12 protein-coding genes, 3 rRNA genes and 3 riboswitches are annotated in these 22,375 nt (G+C 50.6%); of the genes, 3 read left to right on the top strand and 12 right to left on the bottom strand.

What is annotated here, in order from left to right; all coding sequences use genetic code 11:
• Nucleotides 1–161 precede the first annotated feature (161 nt).
• The 11 genes from NST26_RS02630 to NST26_RS02580 form a co-directional block, all read right to left on the bottom strand.
• The gene (locus NST26_RS02630) at nucleotides 162–920 is read right to left on the bottom strand and encodes an acyl-[acyl-carrier-protein] thioesterase (RefSeq protein ID WP_340978423.1); all 759 of its coding nucleotides are present in this window, start codon (nucleotides 918–920) and stop codon (nucleotides 162–164) included.
• 229 nt (nucleotides 921–1,149) lie between these two features.
• Nucleotides 1,150–1,266: ribosomal RNA gene (rrf, locus tag NST26_RS02625) — 5S ribosomal RNA — on the bottom strand.
• 79 nt (nucleotides 1,267–1,345) lie between these two features.
• Nucleotides 1,346–4,394 (bottom strand): 23S ribosomal RNA (locus tag NST26_RS02620).
• Between the two features lie 284 nt (nucleotides 4,395–4,678).
• Nucleotides 4,679–6,239, bottom strand: a 16S ribosomal RNA gene (locus NST26_RS02615).
• Together the 16S, 23S and 5S rRNA genes form the textbook arrangement of a ribosomal RNA operon.
• Before the next feature lie 365 nt (nucleotides 6,240–6,604).
• Nucleotides 6,605–7,414 carry a transglutaminase-like domain-containing protein gene (locus NST26_RS02610; RefSeq protein WP_209877807.1) on the bottom strand — a complete coding sequence of 270 codons (810 nt, stop codon included), beginning with the start codon at nucleotides 7,412–7,414 and terminating at the stop codon, nucleotides 6,605–6,607.
• A 13-nt stretch (nucleotides 7,415–7,427) separates the two neighbouring features.
• A riboswitch (cyclic di-GMP riboswitch) is annotated at nucleotides 7,428–7,508 on the bottom strand.
• 73 nt (nucleotides 7,509–7,581) lie between these two features.
• Nucleotides 7,582–7,663: riboswitch (cyclic di-GMP riboswitch) on the bottom strand.
• 125 nt (nucleotides 7,664–7,788) lie between these two features.
• Complete coding sequence (locus NST26_RS02605; RefSeq protein ID WP_036723825.1) at nucleotides 7,789–8,442, bottom strand: class D sortase; 654 nt, start codon at nucleotides 8,440–8,442, stop codon at nucleotides 7,789–7,791.
• 67 nt (nucleotides 8,443–8,509) lie between these two features.
• On the bottom strand, nucleotides 8,510–8,914 hold the full coding sequence (locus NST26_RS02600) for a GtrA family protein (RefSeq protein ID WP_340956266.1): 405 nt from the start codon (nucleotides 8,912–8,914) through the stop codon (nucleotides 8,510–8,512).
• Entirely contained in the window at nucleotides 8,904–9,881 is a 978-nt protein-coding gene (locus NST26_RS02595; protein WP_036723823.1) for a glycosyltransferase family 2 protein, read from the bottom strand. Before NST26_RS02595 ends, NST26_RS02600 begins: the two co-directional genes overlap by 11 nt.
• Nucleotides 9,882–9,977: 96 nt before the next feature.
• Nucleotides 9,978–13,817: a glycosyltransferase family 39 protein gene (locus NST26_RS02590; RefSeq protein ID WP_340978422.1), complete on the bottom strand. Its 3,840-nt coding sequence runs from the start codon at nucleotides 13,815–13,817 to the stop codon at nucleotides 9,978–9,980.
• Complete coding sequence (locus tag NST26_RS02585; RefSeq protein ID WP_340978420.1) at nucleotides 13,814–15,814, bottom strand: hypothetical protein; 2,001 nt, start codon at nucleotides 15,812–15,814, stop codon at nucleotides 13,814–13,816. The genes NST26_RS02590 and NST26_RS02585 overlap by 4 nt, the downstream gene beginning before the upstream one ends.
• 157 nt (nucleotides 15,815–15,971) lie before the next feature.
• The gene (locus NST26_RS02580) at nucleotides 15,972–17,372 is read right to left on the bottom strand and encodes an NCS2 family permease (RefSeq protein WP_340978419.1); all 1,401 of its coding nucleotides are present in this window, start codon (nucleotides 17,370–17,372) and stop codon (nucleotides 15,972–15,974) included.
• Between the two features lie 126 nt (nucleotides 17,373–17,498).
• Nucleotides 17,499–17,598: riboswitch (purine riboswitch) on the bottom strand.
• A gap of 537 nt (nucleotides 17,599–18,135) precedes the next feature.
• On the opposite strand from NST26_RS02580, the gene rsgA reads away from it, so the two are divergent.
• Nucleotides 18,136–19,209 (top strand): ribosome small subunit-dependent GTPase A, encoded by a 1,074-nt coding sequence (gene rsgA / locus NST26_RS02575; RefSeq protein WP_340978418.1) that lies wholly within the window; start codon nucleotides 18,136–18,138, stop codon nucleotides 19,207–19,209.
• A complete protein-coding gene (locus tag NST26_RS02570; RefSeq protein WP_340978417.1) occupies nucleotides 19,206–20,222 on the top strand; it encodes an aminoglycoside phosphotransferase family protein in 1,017 nt (338 codons plus the stop codon). The genes rsgA and NST26_RS02570 overlap by 4 nt, the downstream gene beginning before the upstream one ends.
• A gap of 76 nt (nucleotides 20,223–20,298) precedes the next feature.
• Here NST26_RS02570 and NST26_RS02565 read toward each other — a convergent pair whose 3' ends face one another.
• Nucleotides 20,299–21,162: a LysR family transcriptional regulator gene (locus tag NST26_RS02565; RefSeq protein WP_036723817.1), complete on the bottom strand. Its 864-nt coding sequence runs from the start codon at nucleotides 21,160–21,162 to the stop codon at nucleotides 20,299–20,301.
• Nucleotides 21,163–21,278: 116 nt separating this feature from the next.
• Here NST26_RS02565 and NST26_RS02560 point away from each other — a divergent pair, with 116 nt between their 5' ends.
• Complete coding sequence (locus NST26_RS02560) at nucleotides 21,279–22,373, top strand: Gfo/Idh/MocA family protein (RefSeq protein ID WP_340978416.1); 1,095 nt, start codon at nucleotides 21,279–21,281, stop codon at nucleotides 22,371–22,373.
• The last annotated feature ends 2 nt before the right edge of the window (nucleotides 22,374–22,375 follow it).

The following is a 22,375-nucleotide window of genomic DNA, read 5'->3' as shown; positions in this document are numbered from 1 at the left end:
GGTTGCCTTGCTCCAAAGGAATCACCTCCACTTTCCTTTTACACCTGTATAACGAATGCCAATTGTGTATTTGTGACATATAAGGAAATAGCAAATATGACAAAAGACAGTTCCCCTGAAATTCGAGCAACTGTCTAGATTTAACGCTATGTAAGTCTCTCTCAGACATCAACCTTTCTTCCAAGCTTCAGGCAAGCTTCAAAAAAGATCCGCTCCCCGCCTTGCCCGCGCACATATATACCTTCTTCAGTTAGAGAAGATCGCATAACACTAATCTCCTCAGCATATTTGGCTTCCTGGGCATAGGTGATATGAAGCCCCGTAAGCTCTAACTCCTCCCACTCCTCCAGCGCCAGGGCATCACAACATAAATCTGCATATCGCGCGTTGTTAAGATGTTTGTTGTTATCCAGCCCGCTATATCTTACCTGATAACGGTAAGTCTCCTGCAAGAGAAGTTCGGGTGGAAGGATTACTTTATCCGGCAGACTCCCTACGGAATCTTCTAAATACGGCTCAACAACAATAGGCAAGGCTGACGGACGCAAAATCTTCCGCTTCCCGATATCCACAAGGGCCCAGATCGAGCGCGCCGAAGCAAGCTCTACACCTTGGGCGTCATAGATCCGGTAATCCCGCTGCCAGAGCGGTCCTTTGTTTCCTTTACTCCAGGTATGTACCTCAAGAAGCTCACCCGGGGATGGCAGACGCTGCAGATTCAGATCCAGGGTGATGACCATCCAGCCCATGCCCGCCTTGAGCATACTCTCCATACTTAGCCCCAGGCTGCTTACAGCCGAATCCGCAGCACGCTGCATAATATCCAGCAGGAAGGAGAGCTTGCCCCTTGACCGGTAATCCGTGTCACTTGCCTGAACCCTGAACTGCTCTGTCCACAAAAAGCTGCTACGCTTGTCCATAACTTTCGGCTCCTTCACCTGTCTATCCCCAATTTCCGGTACCTATCCACATTATTGTACCGGATATCCACATCATTTGGGGAGAAGTATCAAAAAAACTAAATCTATCCACATGTGTATAACTATGCGCCACTTGTAAGAAGACCTGGAATCTACTCACAACCTGTCCACAAAGCTTCCCCGAAAATACAAAAAGACCACTATTGATTTCTCAACAGTGGTCTTGTGTGCTTGGCAACGTCCTACTCTCCCAGGACCCTTCGGTCCAAGTACCATCGGCGCTGGAGGGCTTAACGGTCGTGTTCGGGATGGGTACGTGTGGAACCCCTCCGCTATCGCCACCAAACGGGCATTTACAGCGTAAATGCTTCAGGAAATTGATTCCTGAAAACTGAATCCGAAACGAATCTGCGAATTATTTTTTTTTGGATAAGCCCTCGACCGATTAGTATTGGTCAGCTCCATGCATTGCTGCACTTCCACCTCCAACCTATCTACCTCGTCGTCTTCAAGGGGTCTTACATACTGGGAAATCTCATCTTGAGGGGGGCTTCACGCTTAGATGCTTTCAGCGCTTATCCCGTCCGTACGTAGCTACTCAGCCATGCTCCTGGCGGAACAACTGATGCACCAGCGGTACGTCCATCCCGGTCCTCTCGTACTAAGGACAGCTCCTCTCAAATTTCCTGCGCCCACGACAGATAGGGACCGAACTGTCTCACGACGTTCTGAACCCAGCTCGCGTACCGCTTTAATGGGCGAACAGCCCAACCCTTGGGACCTACTTCAGCCCCAGGATGCGATGAGCCGACATCGAGGTGCCAAACCTCCCCGTCGATGTGGACTCTTGGGGGAGATAAGCCTGTTATCCCCAGGGTAGCTTTTATCCGTTGAGCGATGGCCCTTCCATGCGGTACCACCGGATCACTAAGTCCGACTTTCGTCCCTGCTCGACTTGTAGGTCTCGCAGTCAAGCTCCCTTATGCCTTTGCACTCTGCGAATGATTTCCAACCATTCTGAGGGAACCTTTGAACGCCTCCGTTACTCTTTAGGAGGCGACCGCCCCAGTCAAACTGCCCGCCTGACACGGTCCCCGTACCCGATGAGGGCACTAGGTTAGAACCTAGATACGATCAGGGTGGTATCCCAACGGCGCCTCCGCAGAAGCTTGCGCTCCTGCCTCCACGGCTCCCACCTATCCTGTACAGATCGTACCCAAATTCAATATCAAGCTGCAGTAAAGCTCCATGGGGTCTTTCCGTCTTGTCGCGGGTAACCTGCATCTTCACAGGTATTAAAATTTCACCGGATCTCTCGTTGAGACAGCGCCCAAGTCGTTACGCCATTCGTGCGGGTCAGAATTTACCTGACAAGGAATTTCGCTACCTTAGGACCGTTATAGTTACGGCCGCCGTTTACTGGGGCTTCGGTTCACAGCTTCGGGTTTAACCCCTAACCGCTCCCCTTAACCTTCCAGCACCGGGCAGGCGTCAGCCCGTATACTTCGCCTTACGGCTTCGCACAGACCTGTGTTTTTGCTAAACAGTCGCTTGGGCCTTTTCACTGCGGCCCCCTCGGGCTATTCACCCTACCGAGGCACCCCTTCTCCCGAAGTTACGGGGTCATTTTGCCGAGTTCCTTAACGAGAGTTCTTCCGCGCGCCTTAGAATTCTCTTCTCGCCTACCTGTGTCGGTTTGCGGTACGGGCACCTTCTCCTGACTAGAGGCTTTTCTTGGCAGTGTGAGATCATGACCTTCGCTACTATAATTTTCGCTCCCCATCACAGCCCAGCCTTAACGATGTGCGGATTTGCCTGCACACCAGCCTCACTGCTTAGACGGACATCCATCAGTCCGCGTCACTACCCTCCTGCGTCACCCCATCGCTCATAGCGGATTACGGTGGTACAGTAATTTCAAACTGTTGTCCTTCGACTACGCCTGTCGGCCTCGCCTTAGGTCCCGACTTACCCTGAGCGGACGAGCCTTCCTCAGGAAACCTTGGGCTTTCGGCGGATCAGATTCTCACTGATCTTTTCGTTACTCATACCGGCATTCTCACTTGTATACTCTCCAGCGCTCCTTACGGTACACCTTCAACGTATATACAACGCTCCCCTACCCCAGGATCGACTTCACTCCAGCTTCGAAGTTCATGTTTATCCCCTGAAAGCATTTAGCCATTGATCCCTTCGGATGGTTCACGGCATCAATGTCAATCTGGATAAACACGCCTCAAAGGCGCAGTGAAGTCGATCCTAGCCATAGCTTCGGTGGTGTGTTTAGCCCCGTTACATTTTCGGCGCAGAGTCACTCGACCAGTGAGCTATTACGCACTCTTTCAATGGTGGCTGCTTCTAAGCCAACATCCTGGTTGTCTGTGCAACTCCACATCCTTTCCCACTTAACACACACTTGGGGACCTTAGCTGATGGTCTGGGCTGTTTCCCTTTTGACAATGGATCTTAGCACTCACTGTCTGACTCCCGGCAAGAAGTAAATGGCATTCGGAGTTTGACTGAGCTTGGTAACCCTTGCGGGCCCCGCACCCAATCAGTGCTCTACCTCCACCACTCCATTCACCGAGGCTAGCCCTAAAGCTATTTCGGGGAGAACCAGCTATCTCCGAGTTCGATTGGAATTTCTCCGCTACCCCCACCTCATCCCCGCATTTTTCAACATGCGTGGGTTCGGGCCTCCAGTGCGTGTTACCGCACCTTCACCCTGGACAGGGGTAGATCACACGGTTTCGGGTCTACGTCCACATACTAAATCGCCCTATTCAGACTCGCTTTCGCTGCGGCTCCGGCTTCTCACCTTAACCTTGCATGTTAAACGTAACTCGCCGGTTCATTCTACAAAAGGCACGCCATCACCCATAAAGAGGGCTCTGACTTTTTGTAAGCACACGGTTTCAGGTTCTATTTCACTCCCCTTCCGGGGTGCTTTTCACCTTTCCCTCACGGTACTGTTTCACTATCGGTCGCCAGGTAGTATTTAGCCTTAGCAGATGGTCCTGCTGGATTCATACGGGGTTTCACGTGCCCCGCACTACTCGGGATCCGTCTCGGAGGGAACACAGTTTAGGCTACAGGGCTTTTACCTCTATCGCGGGCCTTTCCAGACCTCTTCACCTACTGAATTCCTTTGTAACTCCATGTGAGACGTCCCACAACCCCAAGAGGCAAGCCCCTTGGTTTAGGCTGTTCCGCGTTCGCTCGCCGCTACTGACGGAATCACTATTGTTTTCTCTTCCTCAGGGTACTTAGATGTTTCAGTTCCCCTGGTCTGCCTCTGCATTTCCTATGTATTCAGAAATGAGTAACTGCGAATTACCACAGCTGGGTTTCCCCATTCGGACACCCCCGGATCAAAGCTTGCTTACAGCTCCCCGAGGCAGTTTCGTTGTTCGCCACGTCCTTCGTCGGCTCCTGGCGCCTAGGCATCCTCCGTGTGCTCTTAGTAGCTTAACCAATGCGTTTTCCCTAAGGAAAATCACGGTAGCAACTAATAACTATTTCCACTTGCTTACACAAGTTTCAGCTAAAAGATGTTCTAAAACGCAAATTCGTTTCGGTATCCAGTTTTCAAGGATCAAGTTGCTGTAAGTTCTGGTCGAACACGACTGTGTCGATAGAAGTTACAGCCAGTAAAGATGAGAGCTTAAACTCTCAAAACTGACCAACGAGTGAGCAACTAGCCGACCGGCTAGATTTAAGATTTGAATGTCTTCATTGCAGAAGACCATTCTCCATAGAAAGGAGGTGATCCAGCCGCACCTTCCGATACGGCTACCTTGTTACGACTTCACCCCAATCATCTACCCCACCTTCGGCGGCTGGCTCCCTTGCGGGTTACCCCACCGACTTCGGGTGTTGTAAACTCTCGTGGTGTGACGGGCGGTGTGTACAAGACCCGGGAACGTATTCACCGCGGCATGCTGATCCGCGATTACTAGCAATTCCGACTTCATGCAGGCGAGTTGCAGCCTGCAATCCGAACTGAGACCGGCTTTGCTGGGATTGGCTCCACCTCGCGGCTTCGCTTCCCGTTGTACCGGCCATTGTAGTACGTGTGTAGCCCAGGTCATAAGGGGCATGATGATTTGACGTCATCCCCACCTTCCTCCGGTTTGTCACCGGCAGTCACTCTAGAGTGCCCAGCTCAACCTGCTGGCAACTAAAGTCAAGGGTTGCGCTCGTTGCGGGACTTAACCCAACATCTCACGACACGAGCTGACGACAACCATGCACCACCTGTCTCAACTTTCCCCGAAGGGCACCTGATGCATCTCTGCTTCGTTAGTTGGATGTCAAGACCTGGTAAGGTTCTTCGCGTTGCTTCGAATTAAACCACATACTCCACTGCTTGTGCGGGTCCCCGTCAATTCCTTTGAGTTTCAGTCTTGCGACCGTACTCCCCAGGCGGAGTGCTTACTGTGTTAACTTCGGCACCAAGGGTATCGAAACCCCTAACACCTAGCACTCATCGTTTACGGCGTGGACTACCAGGGTATCTAATCCTGTTTGCTCCCCACGCTTTCGCGCCTCAGCGTCAGTTACAGCCCAGAAAGTCGCCTTCGCCACTGGTGTTCCTCCACATATCTACGCATTTCACCGCTACACGTGGAATTCCACTTTCCTCTTCTGTACTCAAGTCACCCAGTTTCCAGTGCGACCTCAGGTTGAGCCCAAGGTTTAAACACCAGACTTAAATAACCGCCTGCGCGCGCTTTACGCCCAATAATTCCGGACAACGCTTGCCCCCTACGTATTACCGCGGCTGCTGGCACGTAGTTAGCCGGGGCTTTCTTCTCAGGTACCGTCACTCCGGCAGCAGTTACTCTACCGGACGTTCTTCCCTGGCAACAGAGCTTTACGATCCGAAAACCTTCATCACTCACGCGGCATTGCTCCGTCAGGCTTGCGCCCATTGCGGAAGATTCCCTACTGCTGCCTCCCGTAGGAGTCTGGGCCGTGTCTCAGTCCCAGTGTGGCCGTTCACCCTCTCAGGTCGGCTACGCATCGTCGCCTTGGTGGGCCGTTACCCCACCAACTAGCTAATGCGCCGCAGGCCCATCCCCAAGCAGCAGATTGCTCCGCCTTTCATTCTTCTCTCAGGAGAAAAAAGAAATTATCCGGTATTAGCTACCGTTTCCGGTAGTTATCCCAGGCTTGAGGGCAGGTTGCCTACGTGTTACTCACCCGTCCGCCGCTAAGTCTGAAAGGAAGCAAGCTTCCTCTCAAACTCCGCTCGACTTGCATGTATTAGGCATGCCGCCAGCGTTCGTCCTGAGCCAGGATCAAACTCTCCAAATTGGTATTTAGAAAGAGCGATTGCTCATTTTGAAACATCTGACGAGAATTTACATTCTCATTTTTGGATCTCACCGAAGTGATCTCCGATACTCACTCGTTGTTCAGTTTTCAAAGATCAAGCTCGTTGTTAGTGTCGATGTTGTCGTCACCAGCAACTCTTATAATATATCACGTTCATCTGAGCAATGCAAGCTTTATTTTTGAAATCACTTATTTAAGTAATCTCTCATTTCCTTTGCCGCTCCAACAACGCTTATTTATAATAACCTATCCTTCTATTAAAAAGCAACCTTTATATAAATAAAAATAACCCGCTTAATGACTAAGCGGGTTATTCTCAGATAATGCTATAGTTACAGCTATTCTTAGTAGAATTTCGCTGCAGTATATTTGCTTGCTGATTTGATCAGTTCTGTTGATGCTGTTTTCTTACCCAGACCTGCATCCACTGTAGTATCAATCGTCACCCATTTGCCGTTCAGGAACACTTCGTTCCAGGCATGGTATGAAGTTACATAGCTTGTATTCCCCATAACCAACTTGGTTGGAATCCCTTCACTGCGGAGCATAGTAGCGAACAAGGAAGCGTAATCGTAGCAGATACCTTTGTTGGTAGCCAGTGTATTGTCGTTGTTCGGAATATAATCTGTGCTTACGCTGTTGGCCAGAGAGTAGTCATATTTCACGTTAGCTACGATGTAATTGTAGATAGCCTTAACTTTGTCTGCATCTGTGGTCAGACCCTTTGTAAGCTGTGCTGCCTTTTGAACGGATTTATCGGAAGAACTCCACTTTACATTCTGTACAGAGCTCAAATATACGGCATTCACATTGCTCATTGAAAGAGATACAGTCTCGGAAGATAGTACTTTGTATTTGTTGCCGGTAGTATTCTCAAGAACGGAGACCTTGTAAGAGCCATTACCTTGTTGCAGCGGGAACGTCTCGGTCGGTTTGGAAGTGTATAAGTTGTAAGTATAGCTGTTATTGTCCTTGGTAATCATGAGCTTCATCTTCTTGTCTTTAGGAACATCGTACGATACCCCGATAACCCCTTGATCAAGTTGTCCAACATTTAACCAGCTTGAATCTGCATTTGCTGCTTGAGCAGTGCCTGTCTGCACGGAAGTGACGATCACAAAAAGTGTAATCAGCATTAAATAAAACTTCTTCATGGATAAAACCCCTTTCGGTAGCTGGCTGCCATTCTTACGGGAAGGCCCTTTAGCTTTGCGTCCCTACCTTTCGATAGGTTTGCCGTTATCGTATAAGCTTTATCTGTCCAATCTACTGCCACATAATGACAGATTCAGAATGAAAACAAACAAAAAAAGCCTCTTCATTCGGTAACTGGCTGCCATCCATGACGGGAAGGCCCTGTAGCTTTGCGTCCCTACCTTTCGATAGGTTTGCCGTTATCGTGTATTAGCTTTCATAGTTATAGCTTACCATATCTCAATCTATTAGCAAGACCCAAATCACTAGATTCCCGCAAAAATAGACTAAAATTTTATGTTTTTTGACCTTTCTCAGCATTGTCCTATGACAATCAGGTCAACTTTGCATGAATAATGAGTCTGTGGGTAGGGTTGACAAGCGGATCACAGGTAATGAGGGTCAGAATCTTATCATCATCCTTACCCTTCAGAACTGAAATATCGGTAGGCTCTACAATAGATACATCATATACAACATATTTGTATTCCTGTCCGCTTGTAATAACAGTAATGGCATCCCCTTTACCGACCTCATCCAGTCTGTTGAACAGCCGCCCTGCCGTTCTTGACCGATGTGCCGCAATCGCTGCATTGCCTACCGCGCCAATCGGAGCTGTCTCCTTCATATGCGCCGCCGCATGCTTCATATTGGTCTTGGTGGCGCCCTCCAGTACAGGCAGCTTCAGATCGATTTTATCGATTTCAATAATAGCGGTGATCTTGCCTCCCACTTCAATCTCGGGCGCTGTAGTGGGCACCGGCTCTTCCGCACCAGACTCTTCCGCCAGCAGCTGGGTGACTTCCGCATAAGGCTTGCTCAGATCCTGGCTGGCAGGAGCCGTAGCCGAAGGAACGATTTCACTATAGGCCTGTTCAGCCTCTTCCAGCAGCTTCTGCTGCTGACGGTCCTCGTACCATTCGCTTCCTTTGGGGTAGAGCATAATCAGGACCCCGGCAAGTATAATCAAATAGGATAACTTCCGCATGACAATCGCCTCCGCAATATAGAATAAGTGCTGCCCCCGCAGGGGACGGGGAAGACATACTGTACCTCTAGAATACCCACTTCCGGCTTCCAAAGAAATTAATGATTACTGTAACAAAGGTAACCAGCACCTTGGCCATCAGCACCTGGACTCCCAGCCGATCAGTCAGCAGATGAATCAGCAGCACCGAAATGCCCAGCACCAGCAGATTCAGCACAATAAATCTTACTAGCTGCATCCGGTCAAAGCGGCCATCCCCGCCTCTGTCCCTTCCCTTGAAGGTCACCTTCTTATTCCAGAAAAAGCTGTTGGCCGTCCCGGCACTGTAGGAAATAATCTGTGCAGGGGTGTTAAGCATGCCCAGGGAATGCAGCAGGGTAAATACTGCAAAATCAATGAACGTGTTAAGCAGGCCCACCGCATTGAATTTCAGAAACTGGATCATGCCTGCGCGCCAAGCCTTATCTTGCATAATCGCTTGCCTTCCGCGTGTCTTCGGCCTCTGCCTCCGGGTAGCCTCGGGTCTCGCGTACGATATAAAGCGGTCTATCCTTAGATTCATCATAGATCCGTCCGATGTATTCCCCGATCACGCCCAGCAGCATCAGCACAATGCCGTTAAACAGCAGGTTCACCCCGACAATGGATGCCCAGCCCGGCACAGTCCAAGAGGTGAAGACTTTCTGGAATAAGACCAGGAACAGGTAGATGAAGCTGGAGAAGGACAGGAAGAAGCCGACATAAGAGGCGATTTTGAGCGGCTTGTGCGAGAAGGAGGTGATTCCGTCGAGCGCAAAGCGGATCATTTTTTTGAGCGGATATTTCGTCTCCCCTGCGAAGCGTTCCTCCCGCACATATTCCACCATGGTCTGCCGGAAGCCGACCCAGCTTACCAGCCCCCGTACATAACGGTTCTTCTCCTTCAGACCGCGCAGCACATCGCAGACCTTACGGTCGATGAGCCGGAAGTCCCCGGTATCTGTGGGAATCTCCACACTGGTCATGCTGCTGAGCAGACGGTAAAAGATTTTGGCTGTCACCTTCTTAAAGAAGGTCTCTCCGTGGCGCTTCAGCCGCTTGGCATAGACTACCTCGTAGCCTTCCTTCCACTTGGCGATCATCTGCAGGATGACCTCCGGCGGGTCCTGGAGATCTGCGTCAATCACCACAACAGCCTGGCCTTCAGCATAATCCATACCCGCCGTAATCGCCACCTGATGGCCGAAGTTACGGGAGAAGTCAATCAGCTTGACATGCTCATCCCTATTACTGATTTCGCGCATAATCTCAGCCGTACGGTCCCGGCTGCCGTCATTGACGAACACGAGCTCATAGGAATCCCCGCACTCATCCATTACTTTTTTGAGCCGTTCGTAGGTTATCTGAATGACTTCCTCCTCATTATACATGGGCACAATTACACTATATCTGGCCTTCACAAGGGTTCCTCCTCAATTTATTGTAAGCCACAGCTTCCTTGATGCGCTTCATCAACATCAGCTTTGAGCAACTATGCGGCTCTTACAGCTCCCCTCCTAGAATACCCAGGAAGGGAACCAGCGAAGTACATGAATGATATAACTGCTGTTCACCTGCATGCCGGACAATACCGGATAGAACATTACAAATAGGATGGCGGCGGCCGCAACATAGGCGTACCGCAGATATTTGGCACCCTGGAACCTGCCGTCAAGCAGCTTCAGGATGTACACAATGGATAGAATCATAAACGGCACCATCGCAAAGTAATGGTACAGGAAGGTCTCACGCGGCACAAGCATCCATGGAACATATTGTGAGAAGAAGCCGATCCAAATCATATACAGGCTCTTGTCCCGGCGCTTCAGGGTGAACCATACAGCAGCCAGCATCGTGAAGATTCCTGTCCACCAGATCAGCGGATTGCCCATCGTTACTATGCTGCTCGCCTTGCCTGCAGGCAAGCCTTCGCCGCCGCTGAAGAACCATACCGGACGCTTCATGAACGGCCACTCCCACCAGGAGGAGGCGAACGGATGTGTAGCTACAAGCTGACTGTGATAGTTGTACATATTCTTCTGGGCATCAATCAACCCCTTAACGGTGAAGCCCTCTGCCGACGCAGATAGTGAAGGAATGAAGGACAGGCTGTATATGATTCCCGGAATGATGACGAAGAATCCGATGCAGCTGGCCAGCGTGATGATCGTGTTCTTCCAGAAGGACTGATCTGCAGTCCGGCAGGCGGCTTTGAGCTCCTGACCGCTCAGCTTGCCTTCAGCCAGCAGGCGTCCGGCAGCCTTGTATTCTCTATAGCGTTCAATGAGTACCAGCGCAAGCATAATAGCAAGTCCTGCGCCTCCGTAGATCACGATCCACTTCGAAGCAACCCCGATGCCGAAGAACAGGCCGGACCAGAACAGCGGAGCCAGTGTGGTCCGCAGCGGCACCCGGTAGAAATTCATCGTGAAATACCGCTGCATGAAATAGAACATCAGCATAATGAAGAATACACCGTACACATCGATGGTCGATATCCGCGTCTGGGTGAAATGCATGAAGTCCAGAGCGAATAATCCCGCTGCCAGTGCAGCATAGGTAGTCTTACGGAACAACCGAATCGCCATGATATAGATCAGCGGCAGCATCGCAATCCCGAACAAGGTGCCAATGATCCGCCACCCGAACGGATTGACGCCGAACAGCTCCATCCCTACCCCGATCAGCAGCTTGCCAAGCGGCGGATGCGTGTTCTCATAAGGAACAATATTATGATAATGCTCATAAGCCGTACGGGCATGATAGATCTCATCAAAATACGTACTGTTCATGAAATTAGAGTTCCCCGGTATGACGGACTGCTCGTCAAACAGATTGGCCGGCGTTCCTCTTTTAGCTTCTGCTCCCGAATCGGGTGTCACGCTTGCTATCGTCAGAGGAACCTCCGGTGCCCCCTGCTCATAGAAGGCCATCTCATTGAGAGTGAAGCCTGGAGACGTAACCGAGAGCTTGACATATCTTGCAGATACGTTAAGCGGCTGGCTTTTCCAGATGAAGACATTGCCCACATCCTCGCTTACCTCAAGCGGGCTGCTCCAATTATCAGGGGTCTGGCTGAATTCCAGCTGAAACTTCCCTGTTCCGACACCGCCGAACACATTAACCCGCTCCAGTTGATGGGCCTGCCCCAGATCCACATAGAAGCTCTCGCCGCTGGCTGCTGGCTCCCACAGAGTCTCAGGTGCCTTGTTATCTCCCAGATGATAGAGGGCAAGCGCCCCGTATAGTACGGTGATACCGAGCATCCAGATCCAGTCTCTGCGCTTCAGCTTCAGCGGAGAACGGCGCTCAGCAGGGGCAAGCGGCTTGATGCCTTCTGCAAGCAGCAGATCTGCTGCGTACGCCTCCTTGGGGGTAACCGGCTCAGGCAAAAGCTTCGCAGTTCGGCGGATATATACATCGTATCCAATATAGAGCAGATATATCGCAAGTATGATAGTGGTAATAGCTGTAACCAGAACAATGCCGTCAGCCGGCGGATTTCCGCCGGTATTCAGATACGCCAGTGTATAACCAACATTGATGTACTGGGTCAGGGAGAACCCGAGGAACAGGGTCAGGAACCGCCGGTCCCGGCTCTCCATGAAGGCGAATAAGGACAGAATCAGTACCGGATACAAGTAACGCTCATGCATTTTGGTACCGAATACGAAGACAATCGTGATCAGCACCATAGCGATGAAGTAGGACTTGGAGAGATCCTTGCGGTCCTTGGTATTGAAGGAATAATAAGCAGCAAGTGCTACTGCCACCAGGATGAAAATAAAGCCCCATATACGATACGGTATGCCGAGCCAGGTCACATCCAGCGCCGACCACATCGGGTCAGTCAAGGCATACAGATTGAATGCATTCACTGTGGAATACGGATAGGAGGACAGTGTGCTTTTGTAGAGGTTAATCAAGCCTGCAAAACCGCCGTTGTTCCAGAAGAACGGGGCTGCGAGGACAAGGAAAATCCCCAGTCCGTACAGGGCGCCCAGCGCAAGCTGCTTCCAGGCCCGGTGATGGTAGAAGGCAAGCAGCAGCACAGGTGTGAAAATCAGCGCCTGCGGCTTGATTAATGTAGCGACGGCAAAGAAGATCGCTGCACGTACGAAGCGCTTATCGACAACCCCGATCATACTGAGCAGCAGAAAGATGAGGAAAAAGGAATCCGCCTGCCCCCAGGCTGCCGAATCCATCAGCACAGCCGGATTGAACAGGAACAGCATCATCAGCCCCATAGCCAGCCCGGAGCCGAGCCTGGTTCGCGCGCTCTTATAGATAATCCAGCCAAGCACCAGATCCGAGAGCATCGCGGGCAGCTTGAAGAGAACCGTCTCGGCACCTGAGCCGCCCGCAAAGTTAAATAATCCGCGCAGCAGGCTAAGCAGGTATAGCACATATAAGTACCCCGGCGGGTAATCGGCGAAATAACCTTCCTCATAGAATTTGCCCGGTCCAAGGTCGGTCAGACGCTGGCCCCAGGCCATGAAGGTGTTCATATCATTCTTATAGCCCTGTGCCGTAAGGCCGATCCAGATCCGCAGGATGAATGCCGCTCCAAACAAAACGTACAGCCAGCGGGTGTAGATTACATCCTCCTGTCTCAGCAAACGCTCACTGCGGAAGGCTCTTGTGTACAGAAAAGCAAAGAACAGGCAGAATACTCCCGAAAGCAGCAGCAGCTTGGCCGGCGATACTTTATGCGGTACTTCCTCCGGCTTGCTTCCGCCGTCCGCATCTGCCGGCGGAGCCTGGGCTCCGCTGTCCAGCGAGATGATATTCGATCCCTCCGGTACTGTATCCAGCTTCTCTACGGACAGATCATCGAAATAGGCCTTACCCTGAATCAGATTGGCATAGCCGCCCAGCGCAGCGCCGATTCCGATCTCGGTCTGCTCCTTGCCGGTCTGGCCGATGAACTCCAGACGCTGCCATTCACCGCCGGTATCGCTGGTAGCGGGATAACCGCCCCCAATGCCTACCGGGAAAATATTGGCCCCGATTCCCCCGCCTGCGGTGCTGGCTATTTTGACGTATCCAGAGATTCTGTAATAGCTATCCGGCAAGACGGTAACGGTCTGCACCCACTTCAGGTGATTGGGCTCCAGATTCTCAATAACCGCCGCTTTGCTGCCGGAATGAACCTCTTCCGACTGAACGGATATGGAGCCCGCCGCATCTCCGGCAATCCACATGTCCTTGGTCCAGCCTGCCGGTGCCCCCTCTTCGCCTTCTTCAAAGCCCGGGTTCTGCAACAAATTCCCTTCGGCATAAATGCTTGTTACAGGAAGAATAAATAATAAGAGCATTAGTATAACGGTTGCCGCTGCACGTACCTTCTTGGTCATCGTTCTACCCTCACCTCGTCAATGTTAATCCAGCCATTACCGCCGGTTATGTATACTTCTGCCTGTATCCCCTGCTCCAGAGTGACCGCAGGAAGTGTGACCTGTTGATAGGCTTCCGCCGCAGGCAGCTCTGTCTCTGCAAGCAGCTTACCGGCTGCCCGGATGCCGATCTTCCCGCCGCTGCCGCCGCTACTGGACATGACGGTCAGTCTGTACTCACCGGCTGGTGCAGTGAAAGCCTGCGAAACGATGTTCTCCGTTCCGGGATCGAGATATGCCAGCTTACTCCCGGCGAAGGGGTTGTTGACAGCAACTCCCGTTCCCGCAGAGAAGGACCAGCCTGCCGTCCCTTCTTCAAATCCGCCATTCACAAATTCAAATGCAGCAGTCTTGGGTGTATCTTGAGGCCCGCCATTCTGTTCACTGGTGAGCATTACGCTGTAGTTGGCAAAACGCTTCACTCTGGACCCGGCGCTTGCCGCAGGCGGCGCAGCAGTATTCGCATAAATATATGCGGCATTCGCAGGCACCCTGTTCAGATCATCAAACCTGTATCTTCCAAAGGAAGAGACGCGCTGAAAGGCCTCTCCCGGATTGGCATACTGAACGGACTTCAGGAAATCATGCGGGCTGATCTGTTCATAGAACAGCACATAAATATAAGGCATATTCACCTGGTTCGTAAGATAGACTTCACCGGAGCTGTGTTCCGAAGCATACTGTACAGCCTCCCCTAAGGATTCATAGAAGACTGGACCGATGCGTTCAGGGAACTCGCGGAAATACGTATTGGAGAATAAAATAAACATCATGGCGAACCCGGCCGCGGCCAGGATGGCTATCCCTTTGACTCTGCCTGCCAGCCAGACGAATCCGGTGCTTACCAGCATAATGAACGGATAAAAAATAATATTAATCCGGTTAATATTCACAGTTGTAATCAGCGCCATTAGCACCGCCACCAGGAACCATAGCAGCACGGCTCCCCTACCAGCGCTCTCCCTCTCCCGCCGGCTTGCCCACCAGGAATGCAGGAGAACGATCAGGCCGAGCAGTGCAAAAGGCAGCGCCAGCGGGTACGCATACCCGTAAGGAGAGATGGAGTTCCAGGCCAAGCCGTCACTTCCGCTCCACATCAGCTTGCTGAACGCAGTGAGGTTATCCGCAGCCGCCTGCCACAGCCTGCCGCCGAATACGGATGAAATCTCCTCCACGCGCGGGGTCGTGAGCTTCGGAATTGTGAACAGCGGAGTAGCTATATCCTGCATAGCGTAACGGTTAATGATAATAAATAGTAATATAGGCAGCGCCAGTACCGCAAACCATACGAAATTCCAGACCAGGGCACGAGGTCTCAGGACCTTGCTATATAATAGAAGAATTGCCGTACCGAGCGCAAATAGCGGGACGAAGAAGTAGGCTGTTCCATAAGCATACAGCGAGAGGGCCAGCATGCCGGTAAAGGCGTACAGCCACCTTGGATTCGCAAAGGCGCGCAGCAGAAAGTATACGGATATCAAAATCATTGTAGGAAACAGATTCGATTCCAATGCCCACCTGGACATCATAATATGCCACGGGTTAATGGCGATAAAGAACATGGCAGCGGTCCCGGCTCCAGACGAGGCCGATAGTCTTTTCATAATGAGATAGAAAAACAGCATGCCCAGTAGTCCCATGATCAGGCTAAGCGCCCTTACAGACAATGGCGTTAGACCGAACAACAGAATGAACGGCATGGACAAGTAGGCATATAGCGCATTCTGTCCGCTCCCCCAGGCGATCAGGTGAATTGGCAGATGAACACCATTCCGGTCCATCCCGTAGTGCAGAATGGCGTAGGCATCATAGCCGATAGAGGCTTCGTCCTGGTTCAGTCCCGGTGGAATAGAAGTTATGTATAGAATACGGACTATTGCCCCAAGCAGGAACAGCAGCACCGGCCAGGGCTGGCTACGGAAGAACTTGTACACTCGATTGAATACACCGGACACCATTTATCACCTCTTCAACAATATAATCTAAATATTGGTTGATGAAAAGGGTAAAACCCAGCTTGTCCCGCGCGGCTCCCCCCTTAAAAGAATAAAAAGAAAACGGCCCCTTCATATAATGAAGAGACCGCAGAATGTAAGTCAGAATCCGTGGAGCTTATTAGCCTTGGCTGCCGATCAGAACATAACGCAGGATGATCAGAATCGCCAGCACCCACATCATCCAGTGGATATCATATTTCTTCTTCCCGGCGATATTCGCTACACAAGCCAGAATCACGTAAGTAACAATCCCGAACGAGATCCCGTTAGCAATGTTATACGTAAACGGCATGATCACGAAGGTCAGGAAGGCCGGAATCGCCAGCACCATGTCCTGGAAGTCGATCTCACGTATCGATTGAGCCATGAGTACACCGACAATAATCAGCGCTGCCGCTGTGGCCGGACCAGGGATCAGAGCGACTACCGGAGCCAGGAACAAGGCAAGCAGGAAGCAGATCCCTGTAGTTACTGCAGTCAGACCCGTACGTCCGCCTTCAGCTACACCGGCTGCACTTTCTACATAAGCGGTAGTGGTGGAAGTACCCAGCATCGCACCGCCCGCAACAGCTACCGCATCTACGAACATGGCATTGCCGACACGCTTCTTGCCCTCTTCAGGGTTCTTCATAATTCCGGCACGTTCAGCAGTACCTACCAGCGTACCGAAGGTATCAAACAGTTCTACGAAGGTAAAAGTGGCAATCGCCGATACGATACCGGTGTGCATAATGCCTTCCCAGTCGAATTCCCAGAAGTTCAGCTGGGTGAAGTCAGGAATCCATGGTGTCTGCGGATTGCTCAATGAACTGAAATCCACAGCCCCCATTAGGATTGCAGCCACGGTAGTCCCGAGAATTCCGAACAGGATGGCGCCACGAACGCGCAGTACCATTAAGATGGAGATCAGCAGCAGGCCGATAATCACGAGCTGAACATTGGTGTTCTCCAGGCTGCCCATATGAATAACCGTTTCAAAGGAGAGTACATCTGTAAATGTATTGGCGGAGATGTCTTTACCGGCTTCAACGCCGATGGTCATCAGTCCGCTGTTCTTCAGGCCGATAATGGTGATAAACATCCCGATCCCGACAGTGATCGCATGCTTCAGGCTGTCAGGAATGGCAGTGAGCAGGATTTGCCGGACCCGGGTAACGGTCAGGAGGATGAAGATAATCCCGGAGATAAATACGGCGGTAAGACCCATCTGCCAGGTGAACTCATGTTCAGTGGTGGCGGAGGATAAGACGACGGAAGCGAAATATGCGTTAAGGCCCATACCAGGTGCCAGAGCGACCGGGAAGTTAATGAATACCCCCATGGCAATGGTGAAAATACCGGCTGCCAGCGCAGTCGCAAGGAATACGGAATACCAGCCCATATCAATGCGGCCGAAGGCAGTCAGAGTGCTTGGATTAACCGACAGAATATAAGCCATTGCCATAAACGTGGTTATACCGGCCATGATCTCTGTACGTACTGTGGTGCCGTTCTCTTTCAATTTGAAAAAGCGGTTCAAATCGTTCTCCCCCTAAGGTTGTATGTTGTGCCAATACAGCAACACAAAAGCCGGCATCTGGGAAGACACCGGCCCGAAAAAGAGATGGCTGCCGGGAATTCCGGACAATCGCCGGAAATCCCAGAACAAGCTGCTCTTCTTAATCGTAGCCAGGTCATTACGGTGACCTCGTAGAGACTTCCGGGCCGATCCCCGGAATTATACGAATATATTTGCTGTAGCGCTTTATCATTTTAGGGGGAGATGACAGCTCTTGTCAATGGTAAATACGAACATTGGCCGTCAGGTTTACACAAATGTTCGTAAATTGAACATTTCTATGACAAATACTGCTTGGTTCAGGGAGAATCCGCCAAACATTGCAGCATAAATGCGGATAGTTCCGCACTAAATTAACTATAATCAAACTCTACATGGATTTGCATACCAAATCTATGTTAATCTGAATGTGCTTAGCGATAAGCATTAAATTTCTAATCAAGTTCCTTATCCGAAAGGGGATGTTTCGATTGGCTACTACTTATATGGTGGTTTCCGTTTAAAACTGCATAGCAGGCATACATCTTAAAAATCAGGCGAACGCCTGGATTATTTGGTATGCCATCCCAAGTAACCTTTCGTGAATATTGCTGTTTGCGGGATACGATGAAGGTCGTATCTTCTTTGCATCTTGATGCCGTAGAACAGCAGCTTCTTATTGAGGCTGCTGTTCCGCGGCATTTTTGCGTCCACCAAACAACAGATAAGGAGCTAACCCAAAACCATGATGGATCTAAAAACCTATGGATACACAGAAATAGAGGAAATCCCATCCGGATTATTGCCTGGCAGAATTACAGAGCTCCGGCGGGAGCGCTTCACGGTAATCACAGAGCGGGGCGAGCTGACCGCTGTACTCAAAGGCACGTTCTATCACAGTGCGGAATCGCGCGGGGACTTCCCGTGCGTCGGCGACTTCGTCCTGCTGCGTCCCAACGAAAGCGGGGAATCGCTCATTACAGCGCTTCTCCCCCGCCGCTCCAAGTTCTCGCGTGCGAATTATTCCGGCCATGCCGCAGAATATACCAGAACCGTTCTGGAACAGGTCGTAGCCGCCAATTTCGACTATGTATTTATTTTGTCTTCCCTGAACAAGGATTTCAATGTCACCCGCATGATGCGTTATCTGACCCAGGCCAGGCAGAGCGGCGGGCAGCCGGTCGTCATTCTGACGAAGGCGGATCTCACAGAAGACTACAGCCTCCCGCTGGCAGAAGTCCGGCAGAGCATGCCGGATGTTCCCGTGCACGCAGTGTGCAGTCATAACGGTCTCGGGCTGAATGAGCTCGATGTCTACCTTGAGCCAGGTTCAACTGTCGTCTTCCTTGGCATGTCCGGAGTCGGCAAATCATCGCTGCTTAACGCCCTGATGGAACGGGATGTTATGAAGGTCAGTGCCATCCGGGAGGAAGACAGCCGGGGACGGCATACGACGACCCACCGTCAGTTGTTCATGCTCCCCTCGGGAGCAATGGTAATCGATACCCCCGGGATGCGTGAGCTTGGATTATTCGATGCTGACGAAGGCATCTCTGCAGGCTTCAGCGATGTGGAGGAATGGTTCGCAGGGTGCCGGTTCCATGACTGCCGCCATGAGTCCGAGCCGGGCTGCGCGGTGCTCGCCGCCCTTGCGGACGGTTCCTTGCCGCGTGAACGCTGGGAGCATTATAAGGCCCAGCAGCAGGAGAACCAATTTGTTCAGGACAGAACCAGCTATCTCAGGGGCAAGGATGCCCGTAATCAGTCAGCTGCGATGCAGCGCAAGCAAATGAAGAAAAACGGAGGACGATACAAATGAAGATAAAACAAGATGCTTTATATATTGCTCTATCTCAGCTTTTTAATACAACGATTACCTCTGCAGATTACGAAACGCTACAGTTACACGGCGGAACTATGGGGGATGTGCAATTGGTCACCGGAACCGCTGCAAGTGCTGCCGGGGAGAGCCTGCCGTTCCGCATCGTGCTGAAAATTCAAAAGAAATGGGAACGTTACAATGACCCGGACTCATGGCGGCGGGAATATGATCTCTACGCTTCTGAGCTGGGAGCGACCTTCAATGATACCTTCCGCTGGCCGGTGTGTTATCACGCGAAGATGAATGATGAAGAGAATGAGTACCAGCTATGGCTGGAATATATCAACGGCATCTCCGGCCTGGAGCTGACCGGTGACATGTATGAACAGGCCGCATTGGAGTTGGGACGGTATCAAGGGAAGTTGTACGCGGAGCAGCCTGAGGTGCCGCAAAGTCTGACCAACCTGAGCCATGCAGACCTTATGAAGAATACTTATCTGCACTACCGGTCTTGGCCGGTTGTCTACGACTATATCCGTTCTGAGGAATGCGAATTCCCGCAGCATGTGCGGCAAATGCTCATCGACATCGATGAGCATTCGGACGATATTTTTGCCCGGATTGAAAGCCTGCCTCTGGTGTTATGCCACCGGGACTTCTGGGTAACCAACATCATCTATTCTGGCGGGACCATCGCGCTGATCGACTGGGATACCAGCGGCTGGGGCTACCTCGGCGAGGACATCGCCAGCCTGATTGCAGATGAGGTGGATCTTGATCATATGATTGAATACTATCAGCGGTGTGTCCCTGCTTATTACAGGGGCTTCGCGGAATATGCGGGAGAGATTGCCCCGCTTGCCGGCCACTGCGTCTACGAATTCATTCTGCTCGTCTTCGGATACCGGCTGGTGGAGGGATATCTTCATGCGGAGGATGATGATAAGAAGAAAGAGTGTCTGGATACGCTGGAGAAGGTGTATGAATTGAAGAGTTTGACCCTACAATAAGCTAAGATCCAGGGCATAGGATACACGACATGGTGTAGACCTATGCCCTTTTTCTATGATACAGGGGCAGCGAAAGCTACTGCTGGAGGAGCGACTTGCTTTTCTCAATAAACCACTTCTCTGCACTGGATAGTGTATGTTCAGGATGATAAATCAGGGTTCTGCGGAGTGCAGAATATCCATCCGGCAAAGCTTGATAGTTCAGATAATGGTATTTGAGCGCCAGACTTTCAGGAATGATTCCTATACCGAATCCGTTGCTGCAAATCTCCAACAGTGTTTCGACAATATTCACCTCTGAAATGGATGCGTTATGCACATCGAAATCAGCCATCAGTGACATAAGTGCTTGATACGAGGAGCACTGTTTACTGAACACATAAATAGGCTCTTCACTTAATAATCTGTAGAGAGACTTACCCTTCGTATTCCCCGTAAACACCAATCGGTCTCTTGTCAGCATTTCCGCCAGCATGGATTTACTCTGGTTATAAATTGCATTCTCAAGCTCGGTAATGTAAGCAATATTCAATTCTCCCTTGAGGATCTTGGATATTAATTCATCTGTGCTTCCGCTCATTAAGGACAACCTTTTGTTCGGGAATGCCTGATGAAATTCTTTAGCAATATTATTAAGGTGCAGCGGAAAGGAAGACTGCATAATTCCAATCAAAATATGCTCTTCCTTATGGGCGAGGAGCTCTTCTGTTTCTTCCCATAGCAGGATTATTTTTTTGAATTGTGCATATAGCCTTTCCCCATCCGGGGTTAGCTCTACCCCATAAGAATGCCGGTAGAATAGCTTAGCCTCAAAGTGCTTCTCGATATTCTTAATCTTATTCGTAATATTCGATTGCAGATGATTGAGTTCGTTCGCCGCAGCAGTCATACTTCGCAATTCTGCAACTTTCATAAAAGCTCTCATGTTCTCGATATGCATAGCCTTCTCCTTCGGGTATCAAAAAAAGTAATATCCCCATGCGATTCATGCATTTCAAATGATACTTGAGCCAGATTATACTTAGGTTCACCATAGAAGACAAGGAGCGAAATACAATGAACCATTCAAAAAAAATTAAAGTCGGCATTGTGGGCGGGTCCGTTAATCCTGAAAGCTGGGCGATCAAATCACATATTCCTGTGCTGAAGAACAATGAGCAATATGATTTAATGGCAGTCAGCACTTCAAATCCGGCCTCAGCGAAGCAGGCTAAAGAAGTCCTTGATATCAAGTATGCCTATGATCATTATCAGGAGCTTGTCCAGAACCCGGAGATTGATCTCGTAGTTGTGAGTGTCAAGGCTCCATGGCACTATGAAATACTTAAAGAAGCGATTAAGCATCACAAGCATGTATATTCAGAATGGCCGTTAACCAACCATATCCGTCAGTCACAAGAACTCACGATGTTAGCGCAAAATGCCAAGGTTCATAATATCATTGGACTACAGGCCAGACAGTCCAGCGTGCTGAAGCAGGCTAAAAGCATAATTAATCAGGGGAGATTAGGAAGAATTCTATCTGCGCATATGCAAGTCACCACGCAGGGAAAAGGAAACACAGCAACAAACCGGACAGAATATCAGTTCAATCCGGAAAGCGGGGCAACGCTGCTGGACATCAACGGCGGCCATTCGTTAGACCTTATGACCACGCTATTAGGGGAATTCACTCCACTTGCGGCCGTTGCTCAAAGCAGCTTCGGGCAGATTCGCAATATCGAGACTCACCAGAATATTAGGCAAGGCGCACCCAGTAGCTGGGAAGTGATCGGGCTAATAAACAACAGCATCAGCAGCAACGTTTCAATACACGGGGGCGCTCTGCCCGGATTTACGCTATTGATTCGCGGAGAAGCCGGTTCCCTGCGGTTAACACAGGATGCCTCCATGGGTCATCCTCAATTTGGAAACTTAGTGCTGGAAGAATGCCTCCACCCAGATCTTCAGCTCATCAAGTCAAGCAGCGGCTATTCCTTTGAAATCATTGGCAGGGACACCGGGGCAGCCTCTCTGCAAAGCTATTTCGAGTCCATATACCATACTCTGGCGGGAGATATTCACAATGGCTTGGATTCACTTCCTGATTTTGAAGCCGGATACAACATACAATTGTTGATTAACAAAATAAAAGAGCTGAGTGTCCGGTAGCT

Origin of the sequence: Paenibacillus sp. FSL R7-0128 (assembly GCF_038002245.1) — a bacterium.
GTDB lineage: Bacteria > Bacillota > Bacilli > Paenibacillales > Paenibacillaceae > Paenibacillus_AQ > Paenibacillus_AQ silagei.
The sequence above is the reverse complement of the archived record's forward strand: the minus strand, read 5'-3'. Positions and strand labels throughout refer to the sequence as shown.

What these genes read in the sequence shown, in the direction of transcription:
- NST26_RS02570 (WP_340978417.1), top strand. Translation starts at nt 19,206, where the DNA reads ATGAAGATAAAACAAGATGCTTTATATATTGCTCTATCTCAGCTTTTT.
- rsgA (WP_340978418.1), top strand. Translation starts at nt 18,136, where the DNA reads ATGATGGATCTAAAAACCTATGGATACACAGAAATAGAGGAAATCCCA.
- NST26_RS02565 (WP_036723817.1), bottom strand. Translation starts at nt 21,162, where the DNA reads ATGCATATCGAGAACATGAGAGCTTTTATGAAAGTTGCAGAATTGCGA.
- NST26_RS02560 (WP_340978416.1), top strand. Translation starts at nt 21,279, where the DNA reads ATGAACCATTCAAAAAAAATTAAAGTCGGCATTGTGGGCGGGTCCGTT.
- NST26_RS02600 (WP_340956266.1), bottom strand. Translation starts at nt 8,914, where the DNA reads ATGCAAGATAAGGCTTGGCGCGCAGGCATGATCCAGTTTCTGAAATTC.
- NST26_RS02610 (WP_209877807.1), bottom strand. Translation starts at nt 7,414, where the DNA reads ATGAAGAAGTTTTATTTAATGCTGATTACACTTTTTGTGATCGTCACT.
- NST26_RS02605 (WP_036723825.1), bottom strand. Translation starts at nt 8,442, where the DNA reads ATGCGGAAGTTATCCTATTTGATTATACTTGCCGGGGTCCTGATTATG.
- NST26_RS02630 (WP_340978423.1), bottom strand. Translation starts at nt 920, where the DNA reads ATGGACAAGCGTAGCAGCTTTTTGTGGACAGAGCAGTTCAGGGTTCAG.
- NST26_RS02585 (WP_340978420.1), bottom strand. Translation starts at nt 15,814, where the DNA reads ATGGTGTCCGGTGTATTCAATCGAGTGTACAAGTTCTTCCGTAGCCAG.
- NST26_RS02590 (WP_340978422.1), bottom strand. Translation starts at nt 13,817, where the DNA reads ATGACCAAGAAGGTACGTGCAGCGGCAACCGTTATACTAATGCTCTTA.